The 18179-nt window shown below is 63.6% G+C and carries 14 protein-coding genes and 1 tRNA gene; 4 read left to right on the top strand and 11 right to left on the bottom strand.

Annotated features, from left to right (window positions below):
- Positions 1–17 precede the first annotated feature (17 nt).
- A complete protein-coding gene (locus tag A4H34_RS03735) occupies positions 18–758 on the top strand; it encodes a response regulator transcription factor (protein WP_009197666.1) in 741 nt (246 codons plus the stop codon).
- Between the two features lie 3 nt (positions 759–761).
- Entirely contained in the window at positions 762–2534 is a 1773-nt protein-coding gene (locus tag A4H34_RS03730; RefSeq protein WP_064231128.1) for a sensor histidine kinase, read from the top strand.
- A 214-nt stretch (positions 2535–2748) separates the two neighbouring features.
- Here the strand turns inward: A4H34_RS03730 and A4H34_RS03725 are convergent, their stop codons facing one another.
- Both A4H34_RS03725 and A4H34_RS03720 read right to left on the bottom strand, forming a co-directional pair.
- On the bottom strand, positions 2749–3492 hold the full coding sequence (locus tag A4H34_RS03725) for a lysophospholipid acyltransferase family protein (RefSeq protein WP_064231127.1): 744 nt from the start codon (positions 3490–3492) through the stop codon (positions 2749–2751).
- The gene (locus A4H34_RS03720) at positions 3489–4289 is read right to left on the bottom strand and encodes an SDR family NAD(P)-dependent oxidoreductase (protein WP_082903038.1); all 801 of its coding nucleotides are present in this window, start codon (positions 4287–4289) and stop codon (positions 3489–3491) included. The genes A4H34_RS03725 and A4H34_RS03720 overlap by 4 nt, the downstream gene beginning before the upstream one ends.
- A 138-nt stretch (positions 4290–4427) precedes the next feature.
- Between A4H34_RS03720 and A4H34_RS03715 the strand changes: the two genes are divergently transcribed.
- The gene (locus tag A4H34_RS03715; protein ID WP_064231126.1) at positions 4428–6128 is read left to right on the top strand and encodes an HD domain-containing protein; all 1701 of its coding nucleotides are present in this window, start codon (positions 4428–4430) and stop codon (positions 6126–6128) included.
- Between the two features lie 105 nt (positions 6129–6233).
- Here the strand turns inward: A4H34_RS03715 and groL are convergent, their stop codons facing one another.
- From groL to A4H34_RS11545, 7 genes are all read right to left on the bottom strand, one after another.
- Positions 6234–7862: a chaperonin GroEL gene (gene groL / locus A4H34_RS03710; protein WP_009197671.1), complete on the bottom strand. Its 1629-nt coding sequence runs from the start codon at positions 7860–7862 to the stop codon at positions 6234–6236.
- A 349-nt stretch (positions 7863–8211) separates the two neighbouring features.
- Positions 8212–8517: an ATP-dependent protease HslV gene (locus tag A4H34_RS03705; RefSeq protein ID WP_009197672.1), complete on the bottom strand. Its 306-nt coding sequence runs from the start codon at positions 8515–8517 to the stop codon at positions 8212–8214.
- A gap of 163 nt (positions 8518–8680) precedes the next feature.
- Positions 8681–9361: an LppA family lipoprotein gene (locus A4H34_RS03700; RefSeq protein ID WP_064231125.1), complete on the bottom strand. Its 681-nt coding sequence runs from the start codon at positions 9359–9361 to the stop codon at positions 8681–8683.
- 1 nt (position 9362) lies between these two features.
- Positions 9363–11063 (bottom strand): alpha/beta hydrolase, encoded by a 1701-nt coding sequence (locus A4H34_RS03695; RefSeq protein WP_064231124.1) that lies wholly within the window; start codon positions 11061–11063, stop codon positions 9363–9365.
- 246 nt (positions 11064–11309) lie between these two features.
- Positions 11310–14219 (bottom strand): leucine-rich repeat domain-containing protein, encoded by a 2910-nt coding sequence (locus tag A4H34_RS03690; RefSeq protein ID WP_064231123.1) that lies wholly within the window; start codon positions 14217–14219, stop codon positions 11310–11312.
- 310 nt (positions 14220–14529) lie between these two features.
- Positions 14530–15192: a LytR C-terminal domain-containing protein gene (locus A4H34_RS03685; protein ID WP_197480406.1), complete on the bottom strand. Its 663-nt coding sequence runs from the start codon at positions 15190–15192 to the stop codon at positions 14530–14532.
- A 9-nt stretch (positions 15193–15201) separates the two neighbouring features.
- Positions 15202–15453 carry a DUF3263 domain-containing protein gene (locus A4H34_RS11545; protein WP_009197678.1) on the bottom strand — a complete coding sequence of 84 codons (252 nt, stop codon included), beginning with the start codon at positions 15451–15453 and terminating at the stop codon, positions 15202–15204.
- A gap of 146 nt (positions 15454–15599) precedes the next feature.
- On the opposite strand from A4H34_RS11545, the gene A4H34_RS03675 reads away from it, so the two are divergent.
- A complete protein-coding gene (locus A4H34_RS03675; RefSeq protein WP_064231121.1) occupies positions 15600–16268 on the top strand; it encodes a uracil-DNA glycosylase in 669 nt (222 codons plus the stop codon).
- 634 nt (positions 16269–16902) lie between these two features.
- Here A4H34_RS03675 and A4H34_RS03670 read toward each other — a convergent pair.
- Positions 16903–16975, bottom strand: a tRNA-Thr gene (locus A4H34_RS03670).
- A 209-nt stretch (positions 16976–17184) separates the two neighbouring features.
- Positions 17185–18072: a DsbA family protein gene (locus A4H34_RS03665; protein ID WP_082903035.1), complete on the bottom strand. Its 888-nt coding sequence runs from the start codon at positions 18070–18072 to the stop codon at positions 17185–17187.
- Positions 18073–18179: the final 107 nt, after the last annotated feature.

The raw sequence follows: 18179 nt of genomic DNA, 5'->3' as shown, positions 1-18179 counted from the left end.
GGTTGTTAGATGGCAGTATGACCGACTCCAAGCTTCCCGAAGCAACCGTTCTCGTGGTCGACGACGAGCCGTCGATTCGAGAGTTGCTCTCCGCGTCCTTGCGTTTCGCAGGATTCGATGTTTTGTCCGCGGCCGACGGCAAAGAAGCCCTCGACCATCAGGCCGGCGCCCATCTCGATCTCGCCGTTTTGGACGTCATGCTTCCCGACATGGACGGATTCACGATCCTGCGCAAACTCCGGGAGCGCGACGCCGAGCTTCCCGTCCTGTTCCTCACCGCACGCGACGACGTCAAAGACAAAATCCAGGGCCTGACGGTGGGCGGCGACGATTACATCACCAAGCCCTTCTCTCTGGAAGAGGTGGTGGCTCGAATCCGCGCGGTCCTGCGCCGCACACATCCCTCCGACGCCGACGCCGCCGTCCTGACCTACGGCGACCTCGAGCTCAACGAGGAGACGTACGACGTACGGCGCGCCGGTCAGATCGTCGAGCTGTCACCGACCGAATTCAAGCTGCTGCGCTACCTGCTCATCAACGCCGAGAGGGTCGTGTCGAAAATGCAGATCCTCGACCACGTGTGGGATTACAACTGGAACGGCGAAGTCTCGATCGTCGAGTCCTACATTTCCTATCTGCGCCGCAAGATCGACTCGGCCGAAGCCCTGGGCATCACCGATCCCGAAGAGGCAAAGGCCATCGTCCCCTTGATTCACACGAAGCGTGGAATCGGCTACGTGCTCCGCAACACAAAGTGACGCATGACGGATAGCACCGTGGGCAGCGCCCACGTCATGAAAAGGCGGACGCTGACCTTTCGCCTCCTCATCACGTTCCTGTCGCTCCTCGCTTTGGTCATCGTCGCCCTGGGATTCGTCACGATATCGATGCTCAGGTCCTACCTCGTCCACAACGTGGACGACCAGCTCAAGTCCACCGGGCAGGTCGTCGCGAGCAAGACCCTCGCCAACATCGCGAAAATGAAGGGGAACAACTCCGCGGACGACGTCGGCCACCTCAACCTGTCGGACTATTACATCTACGTCAAGATGGAGGGGGACACGATCATCGTCCCCTCTCCCGACAACGACGCCTCCAAGAAGCCCGATTGGGACGTGGCGGGGCCGGAGTACTTCAGTCGGCAGACGTATCAACGCTACGGCAAGCCCAAAGACCCCGGGAGCTTTGCTTCGAAGAAAACCGCAGACTTCGAGACCGTCAAGGGAACGCAGTTCGGGACCCAGTGGCGCGCAATAGCCTTCAACCTCAACGACCGGCGCGGAACGACGATCGGGACGATGATCATCGCGCTCCCCCTGGCCCCCGTCGATGCGACAGTCGCCCGAATCGCCTGGGTCATTGGACTGTCAGGCGCAGCGATTGTCATCGTCGGCGCGTTCACGGCGCTGTTTTCCATCCGTTCGTCGCTCAAGCCCCTTCGCGGCATCGAGAGCGCAACCCACGCCATCGCCGACGGCGACCTCTCGCGCCGCGTCCCCAAGGGCCAGGAGGGCTCCGAGGTCGGCAAGCTCGCCGATTCCATCAACGTCATGCTCGAGCAGATCGAGCAGTCTTTCGACGTCAAGGAGCGCTCTGAGAAAAAGATGCGTCAGTTCGTCTCCGACGCCTCGCACGAGCTGCGCACTCCGCTGGCCACGGTTCGCGGCTACGCCGAGCTCTATCGCATCGGCGGCGTGCCGGACTGTGAGATCCCCGTCACGATGGACAGGATCGAATCCGAGGCTCAGCGCATGAGCGGCCTTGTCGAGGACCTTCTTCAGCTCGCCCGCCTCGACGAGAGGCGCCCGCTTTCGCTGAAAGACACGCAATTGACCGAGATAGCGATGAATGCGGCCATGGACCTGAGGGTCCGCGACGCCGGCCGCCCCACCGCCGTCATCGGCCTCGACGGCGGCCCCGCGCCGGAGATCACGATCTACGCCGATTCGGACAAGGTCACCCAGGTCGTCACGAATCTGCTCTCCAACGTTCTCAGCCACACGCCGGCCGGCACCCCGGTCGAGATAGCTCTGGGCAGACATGGAGAAGACGCCGTCGTCGAGGTTCGCGACCACGGGCCTGGCGTCGAACCTGAGGATTCCGAGCGGCTTTTCGAGCGTTTCTTCAGGACGGACTCCTCCCGGTCGCGGGCGTCCGGAGGGTCGGGTCTTGGCCTGGCCATCGTCGCGTCCGTCATGGCCGCGCACGGTGGGACGGCGCGGATCAGCGAGACGCCGGGCGGCGGCCTGACGGTGCGCCTGACCTTCCCGCCTGTTGCCCCCTCGACGGCATCGGGCGGCATCACGGCGGCCGAGGAGGCGGCACGCGTCGCGTCCTCGTCGGAGACGGAGCAGGAGTCCAAGCCCAAGGGCAAGGGCATCGGGCGGTTTAAAGGCTCGGCCAGCAAGGGCTCGGCCAGCAAAGACTCAACCGACAAAAGCCCAACCGACAAAAGCCCAAGCGACAAAGACCCAACCGACAAAGACCCAACCGACAAAGACCCAACCGACAAAAGCCCGGCCAGCAAAAACTAGACCGACAAAGGCTCAATCAAAGGCTCGACCGGCAGAGATTCAGCCAGCAAGGTCCGGCTGGCAAAGACCCGGAAGGGCGGCCTCACAGGCAGGGGCGGCTTGCCAGCCGGCTTTGCGCGGCGACGGTCCGGCCTTCTCACACGGAGACGATCGCGGCACGCGGAAGAGTCGGTTCCTTCCGGCGGTCTTCCTGGCTTGCCGGAGAGGCCAGGACTCAAGCGGCGTCGTCGGACTCCCCGAAGGGAGACGTTCCGTCCTCGTCGACGGGGTGGGGCGTGTGCTGTTCGAGCATGAGCTCAATCGCGTGGAAGACCCTCGCCATATAGCCCTCCGGGGACTCCCCTTCGCGCCCGTTCATGGGCCTGCCGATGAACAGGCACACTTCAGATCGAAACTTCGGCAGAAACTTCCCCACGGGCATTGCTTCGTGCCCGCCGAGCATGGCGATGGGGACGATCGGCACCCCCACCTGCATGGCGAGGGCCGCTGCGCCCGCCTTCGGCTGACCGATCTTGCCGCTGCGCGAGCGCGTGCCCTCGGGGAAAACGAGAATCGGCACGCCGGCCCGCAGCAGGCGCCCCGTCATGCCCGCGGCCTTGCTGTGCTCGACGCTCTCGCGCTTGCCCTTGCGCAGGATCGGGTAGGTGTTGAAGAAGACGGACGTGAGGGAGGAGATCCCGCGTTTACGGTAGAAGTAATCCGCTGCGGCGCCGGTGGCGAGCTTTTCCGTGATCCAGTCGGGCAGAAGCGAGAAGACCATGGGCGCGTCCAGGTGCGAGGAATGGTTGGGCACCAAGATGAAGGCGCCCTCCAGGCCCTTGACGTTTTCCTCCCCCAGAACCTCGGTTTTCAAGTAGGTCGACATGACCGGCCGGGTCATGTACCTGCGCACGCGATGGCGCCTTTTGGCCTTCTTCTCGTCGAGATATCGGTCAACCGGCTCGAGGTTCTCCGTCACCCGTCGCGCCCCCTCACGATCTTCTGTGTCACGGCGCCGACAGCGCGCTGCGGGGCGTATCGAGCGAGGGCCGAGGCCACCTTGAACTTCAGAGAAGGCGTGACGTAGGTCTTTCCGGCGTCGACGGCTCGAAGCGTCTCCTCGACGACGGCGTCGGCGTCGAGCCAGACGGCGTCGGGAAGGTTCGACGTGGTGATGCCCGCTCGCGCATGGTGCTCCGTGCGCACCCACCCCGGCATGAAGGTCACAACCTGAACTCCGTGGGGTCGCATTTCCAGCGCGAGCGCCTGCGACCACGTTTTCACGAGGGCTTTGATCGCCGAATACAGGCCCATGGGAACGAGGCCCGAAACCGAGGCCGTGTTGACGACGACGCCGTGGCCGCGAGCCTTCATTGCGGCGGCGGCAACGGCGCCGACTTCGACGACGGCGGAGGCCATGAGATCGATGGCCTCCCGCAGCGGCGCCGTGTCCGTTGTGGCGAGAGGGTGGCGAAGGCCCTTGCCCGCGTTGTTGACGAGGACCTCGACTTGTTCCTCGTCGATGTAGGAGCAGACCTTTGCCACGCCCTCCGATTGCGAGAGATCGGCGGGAAGCGCGACAACGTCGACGCCCAGCGAGGAGAGCTCGGCGGCGACCGATTCCAAGCGGGCCTCGTTGCGGGCCACGAGCGCGATGTCGCATCCGCGTGCCGCCAAAGCTCGGGCGAAAGCCAATCCGATCCCGGAGGTTCCCCCCGTCACCAGAGCTCTTCCGCGCAGCGGCGACGGCGAGGCCGATCTCTTCGAAAACTTCACATCACTACGTTAGGGCATTTCGCCCCATTGCGTGGACTCAAAGCGCCAACTACGCAAAAGCAAGGGAGCTCCCCAGCCGCCGAATGTGCGATTTCAGCCAAGAGGACTAGTATGGCTGACCTAAGGTAGGAGGTTTCGATGCACGTCGACATTCCGCAGTGGCTGCCGCAGGCGTACGTGCGGGCAGTCCAAGCGGCTGGCTCCCCTTTGTCGAAGGAGGAGCTCGCCGTAGCATGTCGCGACGTTCTCCAACGATGGTCGTCCGACGACAGGCACTATCACGGACTTCAGCACCTGATGGACATCGCGGCGAGCGTGGAGACCCTGACGCCGCAGATGCACCGCCCCGAGCTGGTTCGGCTGGCGGCCTGGTACCACGGCGTCGTCTTCTCAACCGAGGCGAAAGACACGTACACCCGCAACGGCGGAGAGGACGAGGCGGCCTCCGCGGAGGTCGCATACGAGGATCTGCTGCGCCTCGGCGTTCCTGAGGACAACGCCCGCCGCGTGGCCGAGCTTGTCAGGGGAATCCGCTCAAAGTGCGATCCGCGGTCGAGTGACACGGCCAAGCTCGATGCGATCGACATCGACCTGCTGGCCCTGCGCGACGCACACATGGGGACGCTCGCGGTCGAGCCCCAGCGCTACAAGAAGTACATAGAACGAGTTCGCAAAGAGTACAGTCACATCCCCACCGTTCTCTTTCTGCGCGGACGCCAGGAGATCATTCGCCATCTGCTCGGGCGCTCAGCGCTCTTCATCACGCCCCTGGCCCGCCAGTGGGAAGAGACCACCCGGGAGAATCTACAAGCCGAGTCCCAGCGGATCGCCGCCAAAATTGAAGCCTTGTCGGAGCAAGACGGCGCTCCGGCGACCAACGAGCGAAAGGCCATGGCCGCCAGGGTCCCGGAGGTCGAGGAAGACCCCCGGCCCACGCTCGTTCCTCACGCACGAATCTTCACGCCCGCCTCCGCGCAATCGCCTCTCTCAGCCGTCACGCCTCCCTACCCGGCAAGCGCCCCGTCTCCCGCGACGGGATCATTCGCGGACGTTCAGGCCGTCGCGCACGGCAACGACGGGCAAAACGGCTTGGGGCGAGGCGACGCGGGGCACGTCAGGGCCGCGCAAAGCAACGCCGCTCAAAGCCGCGTCGGCGCCGGAGGCCGCACAGACGCCCAGGGGCAGGTTTCAGGTTCTACGGGGCAGGTTTCGAGCCTTGAGTCCTGCGGCGAGCGGTTCGCACCGGGCGAGAAGATCCCGACGGACCTGAGCCCTGAAGAGCTCAAGCAGCTCAAACGCGAAAGGCTGGCCGCACAGGTGCGCAAACGGATTGAGGACCGCCATCAGGCGGGACGCTGCTCGGGCGATGCCCAAGCGGGCTCCGGCGGCGCCCTGACCGAGACGGGCACGATCCGCGCCGTCGGCGCCGCCATGCAGGGCAAGGCAGAGGCGGGCAAAACGGAGCCAGAGAACACGGAGGCCGACGGTCTGAGGGGCGCAGGCGCCCGTGCCGCCGTGGGAGGCCTGGACACAGCCGCGAGCCCCCACGCTCCCGACGGCCTTAAGGCGGCGAACTCGCCGTCGGAGAAAGCCGCCCCCGTGGAATCCGGCGAATGGGACAACGTGCTCGGCTCCAGCCTCAGCCGCTCGGCAGAAGAGGACGCCGCCGGGCAGGGAAGCGCCGCAGGGGCGGAGTCCTGGCGATTGGCCTTTCCAAAAGGGAGGCATGGCTACAGAGTTCTTTCGGCCGCCACCCCCGAGTGGGTCGACGACGAAGAGGAGGCCGCCGCGGCGCAGGAGTCTCACGCGAGCGGAATGGAGCGCGAGCCCGACCTGTGAGGCACAGCTGAGGCGCAGCAGCCCTGCGACGCACGCGAGGGGCGGGAACCTTCAGGCTCCCGCCCCTCGCATATGGCAGAGAGACTGCCGATGCGGCCTCGCGGCTTAGTACATGCCGCCCATGCCGCCCATATCGGCGTCGGCGCCGCCCGCGGCGGGCTTCTCCGGCAGGTCGGCCACGACGGCCTCGGTGGTCAGGAACAGGCCGGCGATAGACGCCGCGTTCTGCAGAGCGGAACGAGTCACCTTCACCGGGTCCATGACGCCGTCGGAGAGAAGGTCACCGTACTCGCCGGTCGCGGCGTTCAGGCCGCTGCCCTTGGGGAGGTTGCGGACCTTCTCGGCCACGACTCCGCCTTCGAGGCCGGCGTTCTCAGCGATCTGCTTGAGCGGCGCCTCGATGGCGATCTTGACGATCTGCGCGCCGGTCGCCTCGTCGCCCTCGGGTTCGAATCCCTTGTAGGCTTCCTCGGCGGACTGGATGAGGGCGACGCCGCCGCCGGCGACGATTCCCTCTTCGACGGCTGCCTTCGCGTTGCGAACGGCGTCCTCAATGCGGTGCTTGCGCTCCTTGAGCTCGACTTCGGTCGCTGCGCCCGCCTTGATGACGGCGACGCCGCCGGCGAGCTTGGCCAGGCGCTCCTGCAGCTTCTCGGTGTCGTACTCCGAGGTGGAGTTCTCAATCTGCACCTTGATCTGCGCGACGCGTCCCTCGATCTGCTCGGGAGTTCCGGCGCCGTCGACGATCGTCGTCTGGTCCTTGGTCAGCACGACCTTGCGGGCGCGGCCCAGCATGTCGATGTCGGTGTTCTCAAGCTTGAGCCCGACGGTCTCGGAGATGACCTGGCCGCCCGTGAGGATGGCCATATCCTGGAGCATCTCCTTGCGGCGGTCACCGAAGCCGGGGGCCTTGACGGCCGCGGACTTGAAGGTGCCGCGGATCTTGTTGACGACGAGGGTCGCGAGGGGCTCGCCCTCGACGTCCTCGGCGATGATGAGCAGCGGCTTGCCCGTCTGCATGACCTTCTCGAGGACAGGAAGGAGTTCCTTGACGTTGGAGACCTTGGAGTCGACCAGGAGGACGTAGGGCTCCTCCAGGACGGCTTCCTGACGCTCGGGGTCGGTGACGAAGTACGGCGAGAGGAAGCCCTTGTCGAAGGACATTCCCTCGGTCAGCTCGAGCTCGAGGCCGAAGGTGTTCGACTCCTCGACGGTGATGACGCCTTCCTTGCCCGCCTTGCTCATCGCTTCGGCGATGACCTGGCCGATCTCCTTGTCGCCGGCCGAGATGGCGGCGGTCGAGGCGATCTCCTCTTCGGTCTCCACTTCCTTGGCGTCGGCGAGCAGCTGCTCGGAAATGCGAGCGACCGCCCCGTCAATGCCCTTCTTCAGCGCGATCGGGTTCGAACCGGCCGCAACGTTGCGCAGGCCCTCGCGCACGAGCGCCTGAGCCAGAACCGTGGCGGTGGTGGTGCCGTCGCCCGCGACGTCGTCGGTCTTCTTGGCGACTTCCTTGACCAGCTCGGCGCCGATGCGCTCGTAGGGCTCTTCGAGGTCAATCTCCTTGGCGATGGAAACGCCGTCGTTGGTGATGGTGGGGGCGCCCCACTTCTTGTCGAGGACGACGTTGCGGCCCTTGGGGCCGAGCGTGACCTTGACGGTGTCGGCAAGAAGGTTGAGGCCGCGCTCCATGGAGCGACGTGCTTCCTCGTCGAAGGCAATGGTTTTTGCCATGCTTAGTATTCCCTCCAGATGGGATGCTCGGTCGGTGCCCGCGACGGACGACGCCGCGCGAACCGGTCCCATTTCCGGCCCGCCCGACGCCTCACCGACTGAGAGGTTTTATCACTCTACGGTTGCGAGTGCTAACTAAGATTCTGGCACTCGCGCCCGGAGAGTGCAAGGCAACGCCGTTCACCCAAAGCTGAGTCTCCACGGCTCAAGTCTGGAGGTCGCTCCCGGACGGGATTCCCGCTTGCACGCGGGACGCCGCCGCCCAAGAGAAGCTTAAGCCGCCGCACGAGGGATGCTTAAGCCGCCGCACGAAGTATGCTTAAGCCGCCGTCCGAGGACGGCTGCCCATCTACACCAGCTTCTGCTGCGTGGAGAAGAAGGAGGACGCGTTTGCCTGATCGGTCGAGGCGAAGTCCTCCGCCGCCTCTTTGGTGGCCTTCGAATACGCCTCCAGGCGCTTCGCGTAGATGCCCACCGCTTCCTCGAAATACCCCGCGGCCTTCTCGGCCGCGGCGCCCAGGCCGCCGTTGACGACGCCGTCGTTCGACTCCCGGATGGCATCGCCGTTGTCGATGCCGCGGATGACGCCGGCCAGGTCGTCCGACGTCGCCACCATCTTGCGAAGGGCCGCATCGTTTACTCTCAGCTCTCCCATGTTTCCTCCTTTGCGTGATGCCCGGGACGTGCAGCCGGGCCTTTGGGATTCGCTTGTCTCGTTCGAGCCTTCTCATTGGAGCCCGGTGCTTGGGCTCCCCACTGGGACACGCTGCCGGCCCCCGCTATTCCTTTGAGTTCGATCGCTTTGCCGCGGGGCTTAATCACTTTGCCGCGGTGCCTGATCGCTTTGCCGCGGGGCTCGGCGGCGGTGTGACGACGACGTTCGGATCGTAGGGCGCCCATTTCTCCGGCAAAGAAAAGCCGCGCCCGGTGCTGCGCAGATTGTCGGGAACCACCTCCGTTCCGCGAGGCCAGTCGGAAAAACCCTGGGGGCTGTTGTCCTTGCCGCAACCGGTGTCGATCTCAATCAGAAGGAACTTCGGGTGGCTGATGACGGTAAGCTCGGCGCCGGTGCGCGGATTTGTGAGGATTCCCGCGTTGCCCTCGGTGTGTATATAAGGTTCGGGCTTGCCAAATCCGTAGGGCTTGGCGAGCTCGTATATCCTCGCCGTCGCAGCCTTCCACTTTTCGGTCGGAATGGGAGCCGCCGTCGCCAACCTATACAGTTCGGAGGAGTATCCGGCCGAGCAAACGACAAACGCACTCACCTTCGTCTGAATCTGCTCCTCTTGGGGCTTCCATTCGCCCACCCCGTATTCTTGGCTCAGCATCCGATAAAGCGAGATTTCCAGCCCCAGGGTTTCGCGCCGAAGCTCGACAATGGGCCGCTCGACGGGCGAAGCCGTCGCCTCGCCCCCGCCAAGGTACTCATCCGGTATGTCGCACCCCGCGGCGCACGCTGCTACCGCGCACAGGGCTGCGAGCGCTTTCTTGCCGACCATCTCACTTCTCCTCCGCAGCCATGCCATTGCCCGACATGATGCGTCCAATATTGTACGTCGAAGTTTTTCCCACGGATTTCTTGGACTCGGGCCCCGAAAGATACTCCGAATGACCATGAGAGGCCTCGTAACGCTCCCCTTCGGGACTTGTCCACTTCTCGGTGCTGAAATGCTCGAAGTTCTTGTTGACGTCGGGATTCAGACCGAACCGCCCGCTCGCCGCGACGGCGTCCCCCTCCGCGGCGCCGACGTAGGTATTTCCAGGAAGGACGTTGAGCTCGTCGTTGGTCGTCGCGTTCACCCCGGCGGATCCCCACACCGCGACTTGATCCTGAACGTCGGTGCGGCCTGCGGCGACCGCCGCGGTGAGCGAACCGTACGAGTGTCCGCTCAGCGTGAGATTCGGATCGCCCGTATGAGTTTGCTGCACTCCTTCCATGAAGGAGGACAGGCGTTCTTTCGCCTCATTGGCCGCGTGGGGGTAATAGACGGCGTTCTTCTGATACGGCGCCGATTCGCCCCAGCTGGGGGCGTCGTAGTCGAGCCACACGACCCCCGCGCTTTCCCCGGTATGCTGCCGATCGGACACTTGCAGCGCTCTTTCGAGGCCGATCACGGAGCTTCCTCCGCTTCCTGTGCCGACCAAGCCGTCTCGAACATTCGTCGTCATGCCGGGAACGTACACCATGACGTTCTTGGCCTTGTCGATGTCGCCTATGCCTATGGCCGCCCGCACGTGCTCACGGCCCTTCCCAGGATCGAAAACCAGAAGTCTCTGCCGCGCCGATTGCGCGTTGAAAAGCGCCTCGGGTCCGTCCTCCGGCATCGGAAACCGCTTGGCCAAGGCCAGAACGTGATCTCGGTTGTTGTAAACGTAAGCGCGGTACTCGCCCGGCGTCACGCCGTACTTTTTGAACAGGGCGTCGGACTCGCCTTCGGTTTCGACCTTTCCTTTGAGCTCCTCCATGCGGTCGAGGTACCTGTGCAGCAAGACCGTGTTGGCGCGGCTTCGGGCGTCGGCCGGGATGCCGTCGCGGTGCCCGATCCACTCGGGATGCTTGAGGATGATCTCCTTCTGTTCTTCGGGCGAGAGCGCCGTCCACCAGTCGTTGACGTACTTGGCCCCCAGTGTGGAGCGCGGCGGTCCTTTGGTCCCCAATTGGACCACATTGCTTCCACTCTCAATGGCATTGCTCCAGGCTTCAATGCCGAAATGCGAGTAGATCTGCTCTACGACCTTGAGGAACTGCTCGGCTTTGCTTACACACAGGCAGCCTCGCTTAGTAAATCCCTCCTGGAGCGTGTCCTGAAGATCCTCCTTTGTGACCGGACCCGGATTGCCAAGACGGAAGCCCATATCGACGCCGCTGACGGTGCCGTCGTCGTCGACCTCCCCGCCTTTCGCGCGCACCTCGGCGTTGAGGTCGGCCGCTTCTTTGGCCAGTTTGTCCGCCGACTCGCCAGCCAGGTCGAACTTCTGGGCCGCGCGCTGGAAGGTGCGCTCGAGATCCTCAGCATCGTCCACCATCGACCGGCGCTTCCTCTGCTCAGCCTCGGAGAACTTGCCCTCGAGCTCGGAAGAGCCTATCCCCGCCATCGCGGAGTGCGTCTCGCCGAATCGCTTCGCCGCAGCGCGCAGCATCACCGCCGCGTCGCGAAACTTGCTGCCGCGCCATAGCATGACATCATGAAAAGAAACCATCGCATCCTCCTTTGATTCCCAATGAGCCTATCAAATTAATGCCGTGTATGCCAGGTTTAACTCGATTTCTTCAAAGGAGGAGCGCTCCTTGCTTTATTGAGTAGAGGTTCGAAAAGACCCAAAGCCTACAAACCGGTTGGAAAGTGCATCGACGACGGCGAACACGCGCCTCGAGGAACAGAAAAGCCCCGGAACGACGTCGAAATCGGACGTCCCCGGGGCCCTTCCCTGCGCTGCTGGGCCGGTTTAGCCTCGGCCGGTTCGGGAGGCCTCCGGCTCAGACGGAGAGGAAGGCGCGGCCGAACCTGTCGAAGCCGTCGGCGAGGACGTGGCGGCATGCCCGGCTGTGGGCGTTGCAGCCGGCGACGCCGTCGGTTCTTGGGACGCCGAAGGCTCTGGGCTCGGCGTCGCGCCGTCGGAGACGTCGGCCATGAGGGTCAGCTCGGTGTGGTCGCGGACCTCGACCCTGACCTTCCCGCCCGCCGCGCGGGCGTTGTACTCGACGCTCGCCTGGTAGCCCTTGCCGGCGGCCTTTGCCTCGACCCAGTCGGACAGCGGCGTCGTCGTCCCGTCGGAGCCGACCGCGACGACCCGCGCCTGGTGTGCACCCTCTGCCACGCCTCCGCGCACATCGACCGTGACCGCCGACTTCCCTTGAGAAGAGGCGGCGGGCCGCGCCGTCGCACTCATCGGCGTATACCTCTTAAGCTGCTTGGCCGGATCCATGCCGAAGGCGGACATCTTCTCGGACGCGAGCTTCCAGGCGGATGAGCCCGGCTCGGCCGCCACGTAGAAGACCGCCGAAGCCTTCCATTGCCCATCGACGGACTCGCTGTCGATGTTGAGCTCCTTCAGCGTGCCCGGAAGAACGAGAACCTTCGGGAACAGGCCTGCAGAGTAGCTGACCTCCGTCATCCCCTCGCCGAAGTACGCGGAGACGGGCTTTGGCCGGGGCGCGCCGTTCGTCAAGTTCTCGTCGCTTTCGTCGTAGGAGTACACGAACTTTCCGTTCTTGGCTCCGCGCACGACGATCCGCTCGGGGCATCTGCCTTCGAAGGCGCGGTCAATCGAAGTGATCTGGGTGCCGAAATCGGCCTTGTGCAGCGACGGCGTGTGGAAGAATCCGTCCACGACCTCGAGGCTGTCGGGGAAACGCACTTCGTTGAGAGCCGTCGCATTCTCGAATGCGCGATTCCCGATGCTCTTGAGCCCGTCGGGAAGGCGGAGCTTTTCCAGCTTCGCGTTGTCGGCGAAAGCCCTGTCGTCGATCGCCGTCACGCCGTCCTTGACATGGCGCTCGGGGGTCTGGTCGCCCGGAGCGGACCGTATGAGATGCAGGCCGTCGTTCCGCTTGCCGTAGAGTATGTTGCCCTCGGCGCTGAAGATCTGATTGCCTTGGGCCACCGTCACTTCGCGCAGTTGCGGCGTCCTGTAGAAGACGTTCTCCTCCAGCGTGGAAAGTCCTGATCCCAGGCGGACCTTGAGAAGCCTTTCATTGCCGGAGAGGGCGCCATAGCGGATTGCCGTGACCGAATCGGGCAGCGTCGCCTCGACCAATCCCGAGTCATAGAAGGCATCCGAGCCGATCTCCTTGAGCCTGTTGAGGTCGGTCCGCATGTTGACGGCCTTGAGCGCGGGCGTCTTCTGGAAGGCATAGCTGCCGACCGTCGTGGCGCCGCCAAGATCGACGTCGGTCAGGTTGGCCGCCCACGCGAAAGCGCTGTCCCCGATCGTCTCAAGGCCTCTCGGCAAGACAATCCTCTTAAGTGCTGAAGAAGAGAAAGTTCCGTTTTCGACGGTTCGGAGGCCCGACGGAAGGTTGACCTCTTCATAAGCCGAATTGCTGAAGGCGTAACTGGCGATCGTCGTCACACTTGCCGGAACGTTGTAGGTCTTTAACCGGCTGCTTCCGGCGAGGCCCCGGGGGACGACTATGAGCTTGGTCAGCTGCTTGTTGAACAGCGCCCTTCCGACGACCACATAGTTTGGATTGCCCTCGCTGACGGAGACCGTTCTGAGGGAATCGTTTCGGGCGAATGAGCCGTCAAACTGGTCGGGCCCCACGCCCTTGCCGATGTGGAGTTTGGCTATTTTCCTCGTGCCGCTCACCGCGCCGTCGGCGTGGACGACCGAATCGGGAATCGTCAGTTCGGTTAGATTGGTGAAGGAGAACGCTCCGTGCCCGATCGACTTCAGGCCCTCCTGAAGGGTCAACTTTTCCAACGCCGAACGGTTGAATGCGGATTCTTCGATTGCCTCCAGTCCGGAGGGAAGCACGGCTTGCCTGATCCCCGAACGCCAAAAAGCCCATTTGCCCAGAACTTTGAGTTTCGAGGGAAATCCCGTCGAGATCTGCCCGTTTGCCCCGACCACTTTCAGAGACCTGAGACTATGGGTTATGGCGAACGCCCGGAAGTCGATCTTCGTCACGTTGTCTGAAACGGTGACGTCCATCAAGTGACCTGCCTTCATGAACGCTCTTTCGGGGATCTCCGTCAACCCGGCAGGCAGAGCAACTTTCTCGATTCCGCTGTCGTAAAAGGCCACTTTCCCGAGGTGCGTCACCGAACGAGGAAGGACGATTTCTTTGAGAGCTCCCGTCCCGCTGAAAGCAGACTCGCCGACTTTGACCAGCTTGCTGGGCTTGGCCTCGGCGTCCTCGAATTCGACAGCGGCCAACTCGCGGCAGTAGGCAAAGCCTCGTTCTTCGATTTCGGTCACCGTCGCGGGGACTTTGACCTTGACGACGCCGGTTCTATAAAAAGCCTCTTTGCCGATGACCTTGACGGAGTCGGGAATGACAACGTCCCTGGCCGAGCCCTTGTACCGCACCAGCTTGCCCTTGCCGTCTATCTCGAAATCTCCGGTTCGCGGGCTTGGGGTGTCCGCGGGCAAAAGTTGCTTTTTGGCCGAAGCGACCCCTTTTTTAGTCGAAACCGCATCTTTGCCGGCCAAAGCAGCCCGCGGCGCATTATTGGGAACGGCCGGTTTTGCGGCCGCGGCCCGTTCGCCTGCCACAGCCGGTTTCGTGATTTCAACCGGTTTCACAGCTGCCGCCGGTTTTGCGGCCGCAGCCGGTGAAACGACCATGAGCACGGCCAGGACCACGACCGCGACCGTGGCGGCGAGCGACAGCCTTCTAGTAGAAATATTCATGGTTTCTCCTATGGAAATAGCGCGAATGCGCAAAAGTGAGCGTTGAGGCATTGCTGCCTTTTCCAGGTGCCACCAACTTTACACAGGATGTACCTAAAAATATATGAGTTTAAGTACCCATGTCGTTTTCTGTTGCATACACCGCCTTAAGACGCATGCGCCCCCGCTTTACGAGAGGCATGCACCCTGCTTTATAAGCAATCACACACTTGTCCACAAGGGGTTGCGGACTTCCGCAAGAACTTGCAAGCCCGCTCCTTTTGCAAAAGGGGCGGGCTTCAAGAGGGGGATTCAGGCTTTGTTTCGCGTCTTACCTCGCGTCGGCGCGAAGAACGACGACGATCTGGTCGCCTCCCGTGGCCTTCGGCGCAAGGACGACGTTGCCGGGACGGATGCCGAGGGCCGCGGCTACCTGCTTGGCCGCCTGCGCGTCCGAGGCTTTCGCGTAGAAAACGGTCGAAACTGCGGGGCTTCCTCCGCTGTAGTTGTTCGCCGAGACCTTCGTGTAGCCGGCCTTCTCCAGTTTCTGCTTCCCGGTGGCGGCCAATCCGGGCTTCTTCGACCCGTTGAGCACGAGAACGGGACGGCCGGTGCCGGCGTCGGCCGACGTGCTGCTCTCCTGCCCCGACGGAGTGGCAGAGGCGTCCGTCGACGGGTTCCCGCTTGGCTTGCCAGACTCCGACGGCTTGTTCCCGCCGGAGGAACTGGGATCGCCGCTTGGGCCCGCCGTCGGAGAGGCGCCGCTCGGGGCGCCCGAAGGGGCCTCCTTCGCGGAGGCGGTAGGCGCAGGCTCCTCCTCGGAGGAACCGATGTAGTTCGAGATCGCCCATCCCGCGGTCGGAGCAAGAATCACAACGGCGACAAGCGCCAGCCACCATTTGAGGTTCGACTCCTTGCGCCTGTGAGTTCCTCGAATCGTCCGGGCGTCTGCCAGCCGATCGAACTCGTCTGCGGGGTATTCGTTATCTGCCACGTTCATAGCCTAACAATCGCCGTCACTACTTCGCTCGCCAGCGCGCCGGTCCCGCAAACGCAGCAACCGCCCCACAAGCTCAGGGCGTTCCATTCGCGCATGCGGATTGGCAAGAACGCGGTTAAGCACGAGATAGTAACGGGTGGTGGTCATTCCCAGAGTCGCTATGGCCTCAGACTTGGTTCTCCCGCGGGTCCACCACGTTTCCTCCAAGTCCAGAACGGCGTTTTCGACGTCGGACAGCCTTGTGCCCTCCTCCAATGTTCCGCCTTTCTCGGATTCGCGCCTCCATCGCGATTGTGCCTCCAGCCGAAAGCGATCCTGCTTCCTCAGGCATCCTACCCCGCCCGGTCGGCGAGGATCTCTCGGTCAGCGAATCTCACACACAAGAAGGCTAGGCTGGTGCCATGACCCTGACAGACATCATCGACCCCGGATGGGCGCGCGAATTGGAACCCGTCGAACAGCGCATTCACGCAATGGGCGATTTCCTCCGGTCCGAGAACGCCGCGGGCCGCGGCTACCTCCCCGCAGGCGATCGAGTGCTGCGCGCCTTTTCATACCCGTTCGACGCCGTGCGCGTGCTGATCGTCGGGCAAGACCCCTACCCTACGCCCGGGCACCCCGTGGGACTGAGCTTTTCCGTCGACCCTTCAGTTCGCCCGATCCCCCGCTCCCTCGTCAACATTTACAAAGAGCTTCACGACGATCTGGGCATCTCCCCCGCCGACGACGGCGACCTCACCCCCTGGTGCGAGCAAGGAGTGATGCTTCTCAACAGGGTCTTGACCGTCCAGCCCGGCAAACCCGCCTCGCACAGGGGAAAGGGATGGGAAGAGGTGACGGCCCACGCCATCCGCAGACTCGCGGGGCGCGGCGGCCCCCTGGTCGCCATCCTGTGGGGCAGGCCGGCCCAAGAGCTCAAGCCTCTGCTGGGCGACGTGCCGACGATCGAGTCCCCGCACCCTTCCCCGCTTTCGGCGACTCGAGGCTTCTTCGGGTCGCGCCCTTTCTCACGAGCCAACGCCCTCCTCACCGACCTCGGCGGGCATCCCGTCGACTGGTCACTTCGATAGGCCAACTGGCCGCTTCGATAGGCCAACTGGCCGCTTCGACAGAGCCCCGCGCCCCGCTTGCCGCAGTGCATCAAATCGGGCGACAAGGCGAGGAGCAGACGCAGCGTACACATACGGTGCGAAGCCGGTTCCCCGGTAACAGTCGCGGCGAACTTCCGATCCGGCAAAAAGAGCGCCCCGGGCTGCCTGCCAAGCAGCCGGCCCTTCGGGGAAAGTCTGCGACGCAAAGCGGGCCCTTCCGTCGCTGACGACGAAAGGGCCCGGTTGCAAGACCGGCGCAAACCGACACCAATGAAGGCGACCGCCGGGGCCGCGAAAGGTTGCGGGCATCGCAGCCGTCTCCTCCGACGCGTTCCGCACCGGTGTCGGTTTGCCGAACCGGTGCGTGACTTCCGGCTCGTAATTCAATCTTAAACTAGGAAGCCGTGTAAACCCATACTGCGAGAGGCGGATTTCGTCACGATTTCCCCTCCGCCTCGGGCATTGCGAAGAAAGCGTACACAGTTTGAGCCTCCCGCAGCCCTATCGGAACAAGGGCGGACCCGAGAGATTGAGAGGCTGCGACCGCACACGAAATTGAGAGGCTGCGACCGCATGGGCTTCCCAAAGGACATAAGAAACGCAAGAAACTGTGAGCCACCTAAGGGACTCGAACCCTTGACCGTCCGCTTACAAGGCGGGTGCTCTACCAACTGAGCTAAGGTGGCGCGGGCGCTCCCCGAGCGAGCGCCCCTCTATCTTGCCAGATGCAGGCAGTTTGCCCAAGCCGAAACGGCGTGACCCGCAACGTAGGCGTCTGGCCGAAGTGCGCTCACGGCGACGCCGCGCGGGGACGTGCAAAGGCGGGGCGACGTCGAATGTCGCCCCGCCTTTATGCATCGACTCGGAGAACTGCAGGCCGGCCCCGTCCGGCTTGTCAGCCCTTCGGCGTCGCCGGTTCGGCGTCGGAGGCCTCGAGCTTGTGCCCGGCGACTTTTTCAAGTTCGGTCAGCAGCTTGCCCTCGGTCCAGTCTTCGAGCCTCTTGCCGTTGATCGTGACGGTCGGGGTGCCTTGGTGCCCGGCGTCGGCGAACTTCTTGGCCGCATGTTGGAGGAACGAAGCGTAGCGATTCTCGCTCAGGGCACTGTTGAGGCCTTTGAGCACGTTGTCGGGCACACCGACTTTCTTTGCGACGTCAAGCGCGACCTTCTTATGCTGCGACTCCGAGGGAATGCCCTTCTTCCGCGCGAAGATCGGGGCGGAGACGTCGGCGAAGTACTTCGTGTGGAAAGCGGCGTAGTATTGCGGAGCCTTTTCGGCGATGTAATAGTCGGCCTGGCTGGCTACGTCCGAGAACTTTTGCTGGAGGACCGACAGGGGAACGATCTCAAGGGTGATCTCGCCTTTGCCAGCGAGGTTCACAAGCTTGTTGCCGTATTCCTTCTCGAGGTCGTTGCAGTGGGTGCACGCGTAGTCGGAATAGATGCGAACCCTCGGTTTGTCGGCGTTCTTCGCACCCGCCCGAGTTGTGCCTTCGGAAGAGCCCTTCCCGACGGAGATGACGCCGTCGGCCGAAACGTTCGCGCTCGGACTTGCCTCCGGCTTCACCTCCTCCTTCTTCGTGCCGTTCCAGATGACGAAGGCGACGGCCGCGACGACGAGGATGACAGCAAAGGAGCTGCCCAACGCCACAAACAAGCGCGTGCGCCTGGCGCGTTTTGCCTCCGCCTGCTGGAGAAGGCGGGCTTTCTCGCGGGCCTGCTGCTGCCTCTGCTGCTTCGTCAGATAGGGCGAATTCATCCCCGGGGTGTTTCGTGAAGCCATGCGCACGATTGTAGGCGAGCATGCTGTGGAGAAACTAGTAAGCCCTCGTGATCGTTCTGTCACCGTTCGCTCGCGGGGGCCGCCGAAGACAGCCCCCGCCCAACCGG

Origin of the sequence: Peptidiphaga gingivicola, assembly GCF_001652275.1 — a bacterium.
GTDB classification, from domain to species: domain Bacteria; phylum Actinomycetota; class Actinomycetes; order Actinomycetales; family Actinomycetaceae; genus Peptidiphaga; species Peptidiphaga gingivicola.
Note: the sequence above shows the minus strand (reverse complement) of the source record. Positions and strands in the feature narration are given on the sequence as shown.

Excerpts from the sequence above, each read along its gene's own strand:
- A4H34_RS03735 (WP_009197666.1), top strand. The coding sequence starts at position 18 with ATGACCGACTCCAAGCTTCCCGAAGCAACCGTTCTCGTGGTCGACGAC.
- A4H34_RS03730 (WP_064231128.1), top strand. The coding sequence starts at position 762 with ATGACGGATAGCACCGTGGGCAGCGCCCACGTCATGAAAAGGCGGACG.
- A4H34_RS03715 (WP_064231126.1), top strand. The coding sequence starts at position 4,428 with ATGCACGTCGACATTCCGCAGTGGCTGCCGCAGGCGTACGTGCGGGCA.
- groL (WP_009197671.1), bottom strand. The coding sequence starts at position 7,862 with ATGGCAAAAACCATTGCCTTCGACGAGGAAGCACGTCGCTCCATGGAG.
- A4H34_RS03705 (WP_009197672.1), bottom strand. The coding sequence starts at position 8,517 with ATGGGAGAGCTGAGAGTAAACGATGCGGCCCTTCGCAAGATGGTGGCG.
- A4H34_RS03700 (WP_064231125.1), bottom strand. The coding sequence starts at position 9,361 with ATGGTCGGCAAGAAAGCGCTCGCAGCCCTGTGCGCGGTAGCAGCGTGC.
- A4H34_RS03695 (WP_064231124.1), bottom strand. The coding sequence starts at position 11,063 with ATGGTTTCTTTTCATGATGTCATGCTATGGCGCGGCAGCAAGTTTCGC.
- A4H34_RS03690 (WP_064231123.1), bottom strand. The coding sequence starts at position 14,219 with ATGAATATTTCTACTAGAAGGCTGTCGCTCGCCGCCACGGTCGCGGTC.
- A4H34_RS03675 (WP_064231121.1), top strand. The coding sequence starts at position 15,600 with ATGACCCTGACAGACATCATCGACCCCGGATGGGCGCGCGAATTGGAA.
- A4H34_RS03665 (WP_082903035.1), bottom strand. The coding sequence starts at position 18,072 with ATGGCTTCACGAAACACCCCGGGGATGAATTCGCCCTATCTGACGAAG.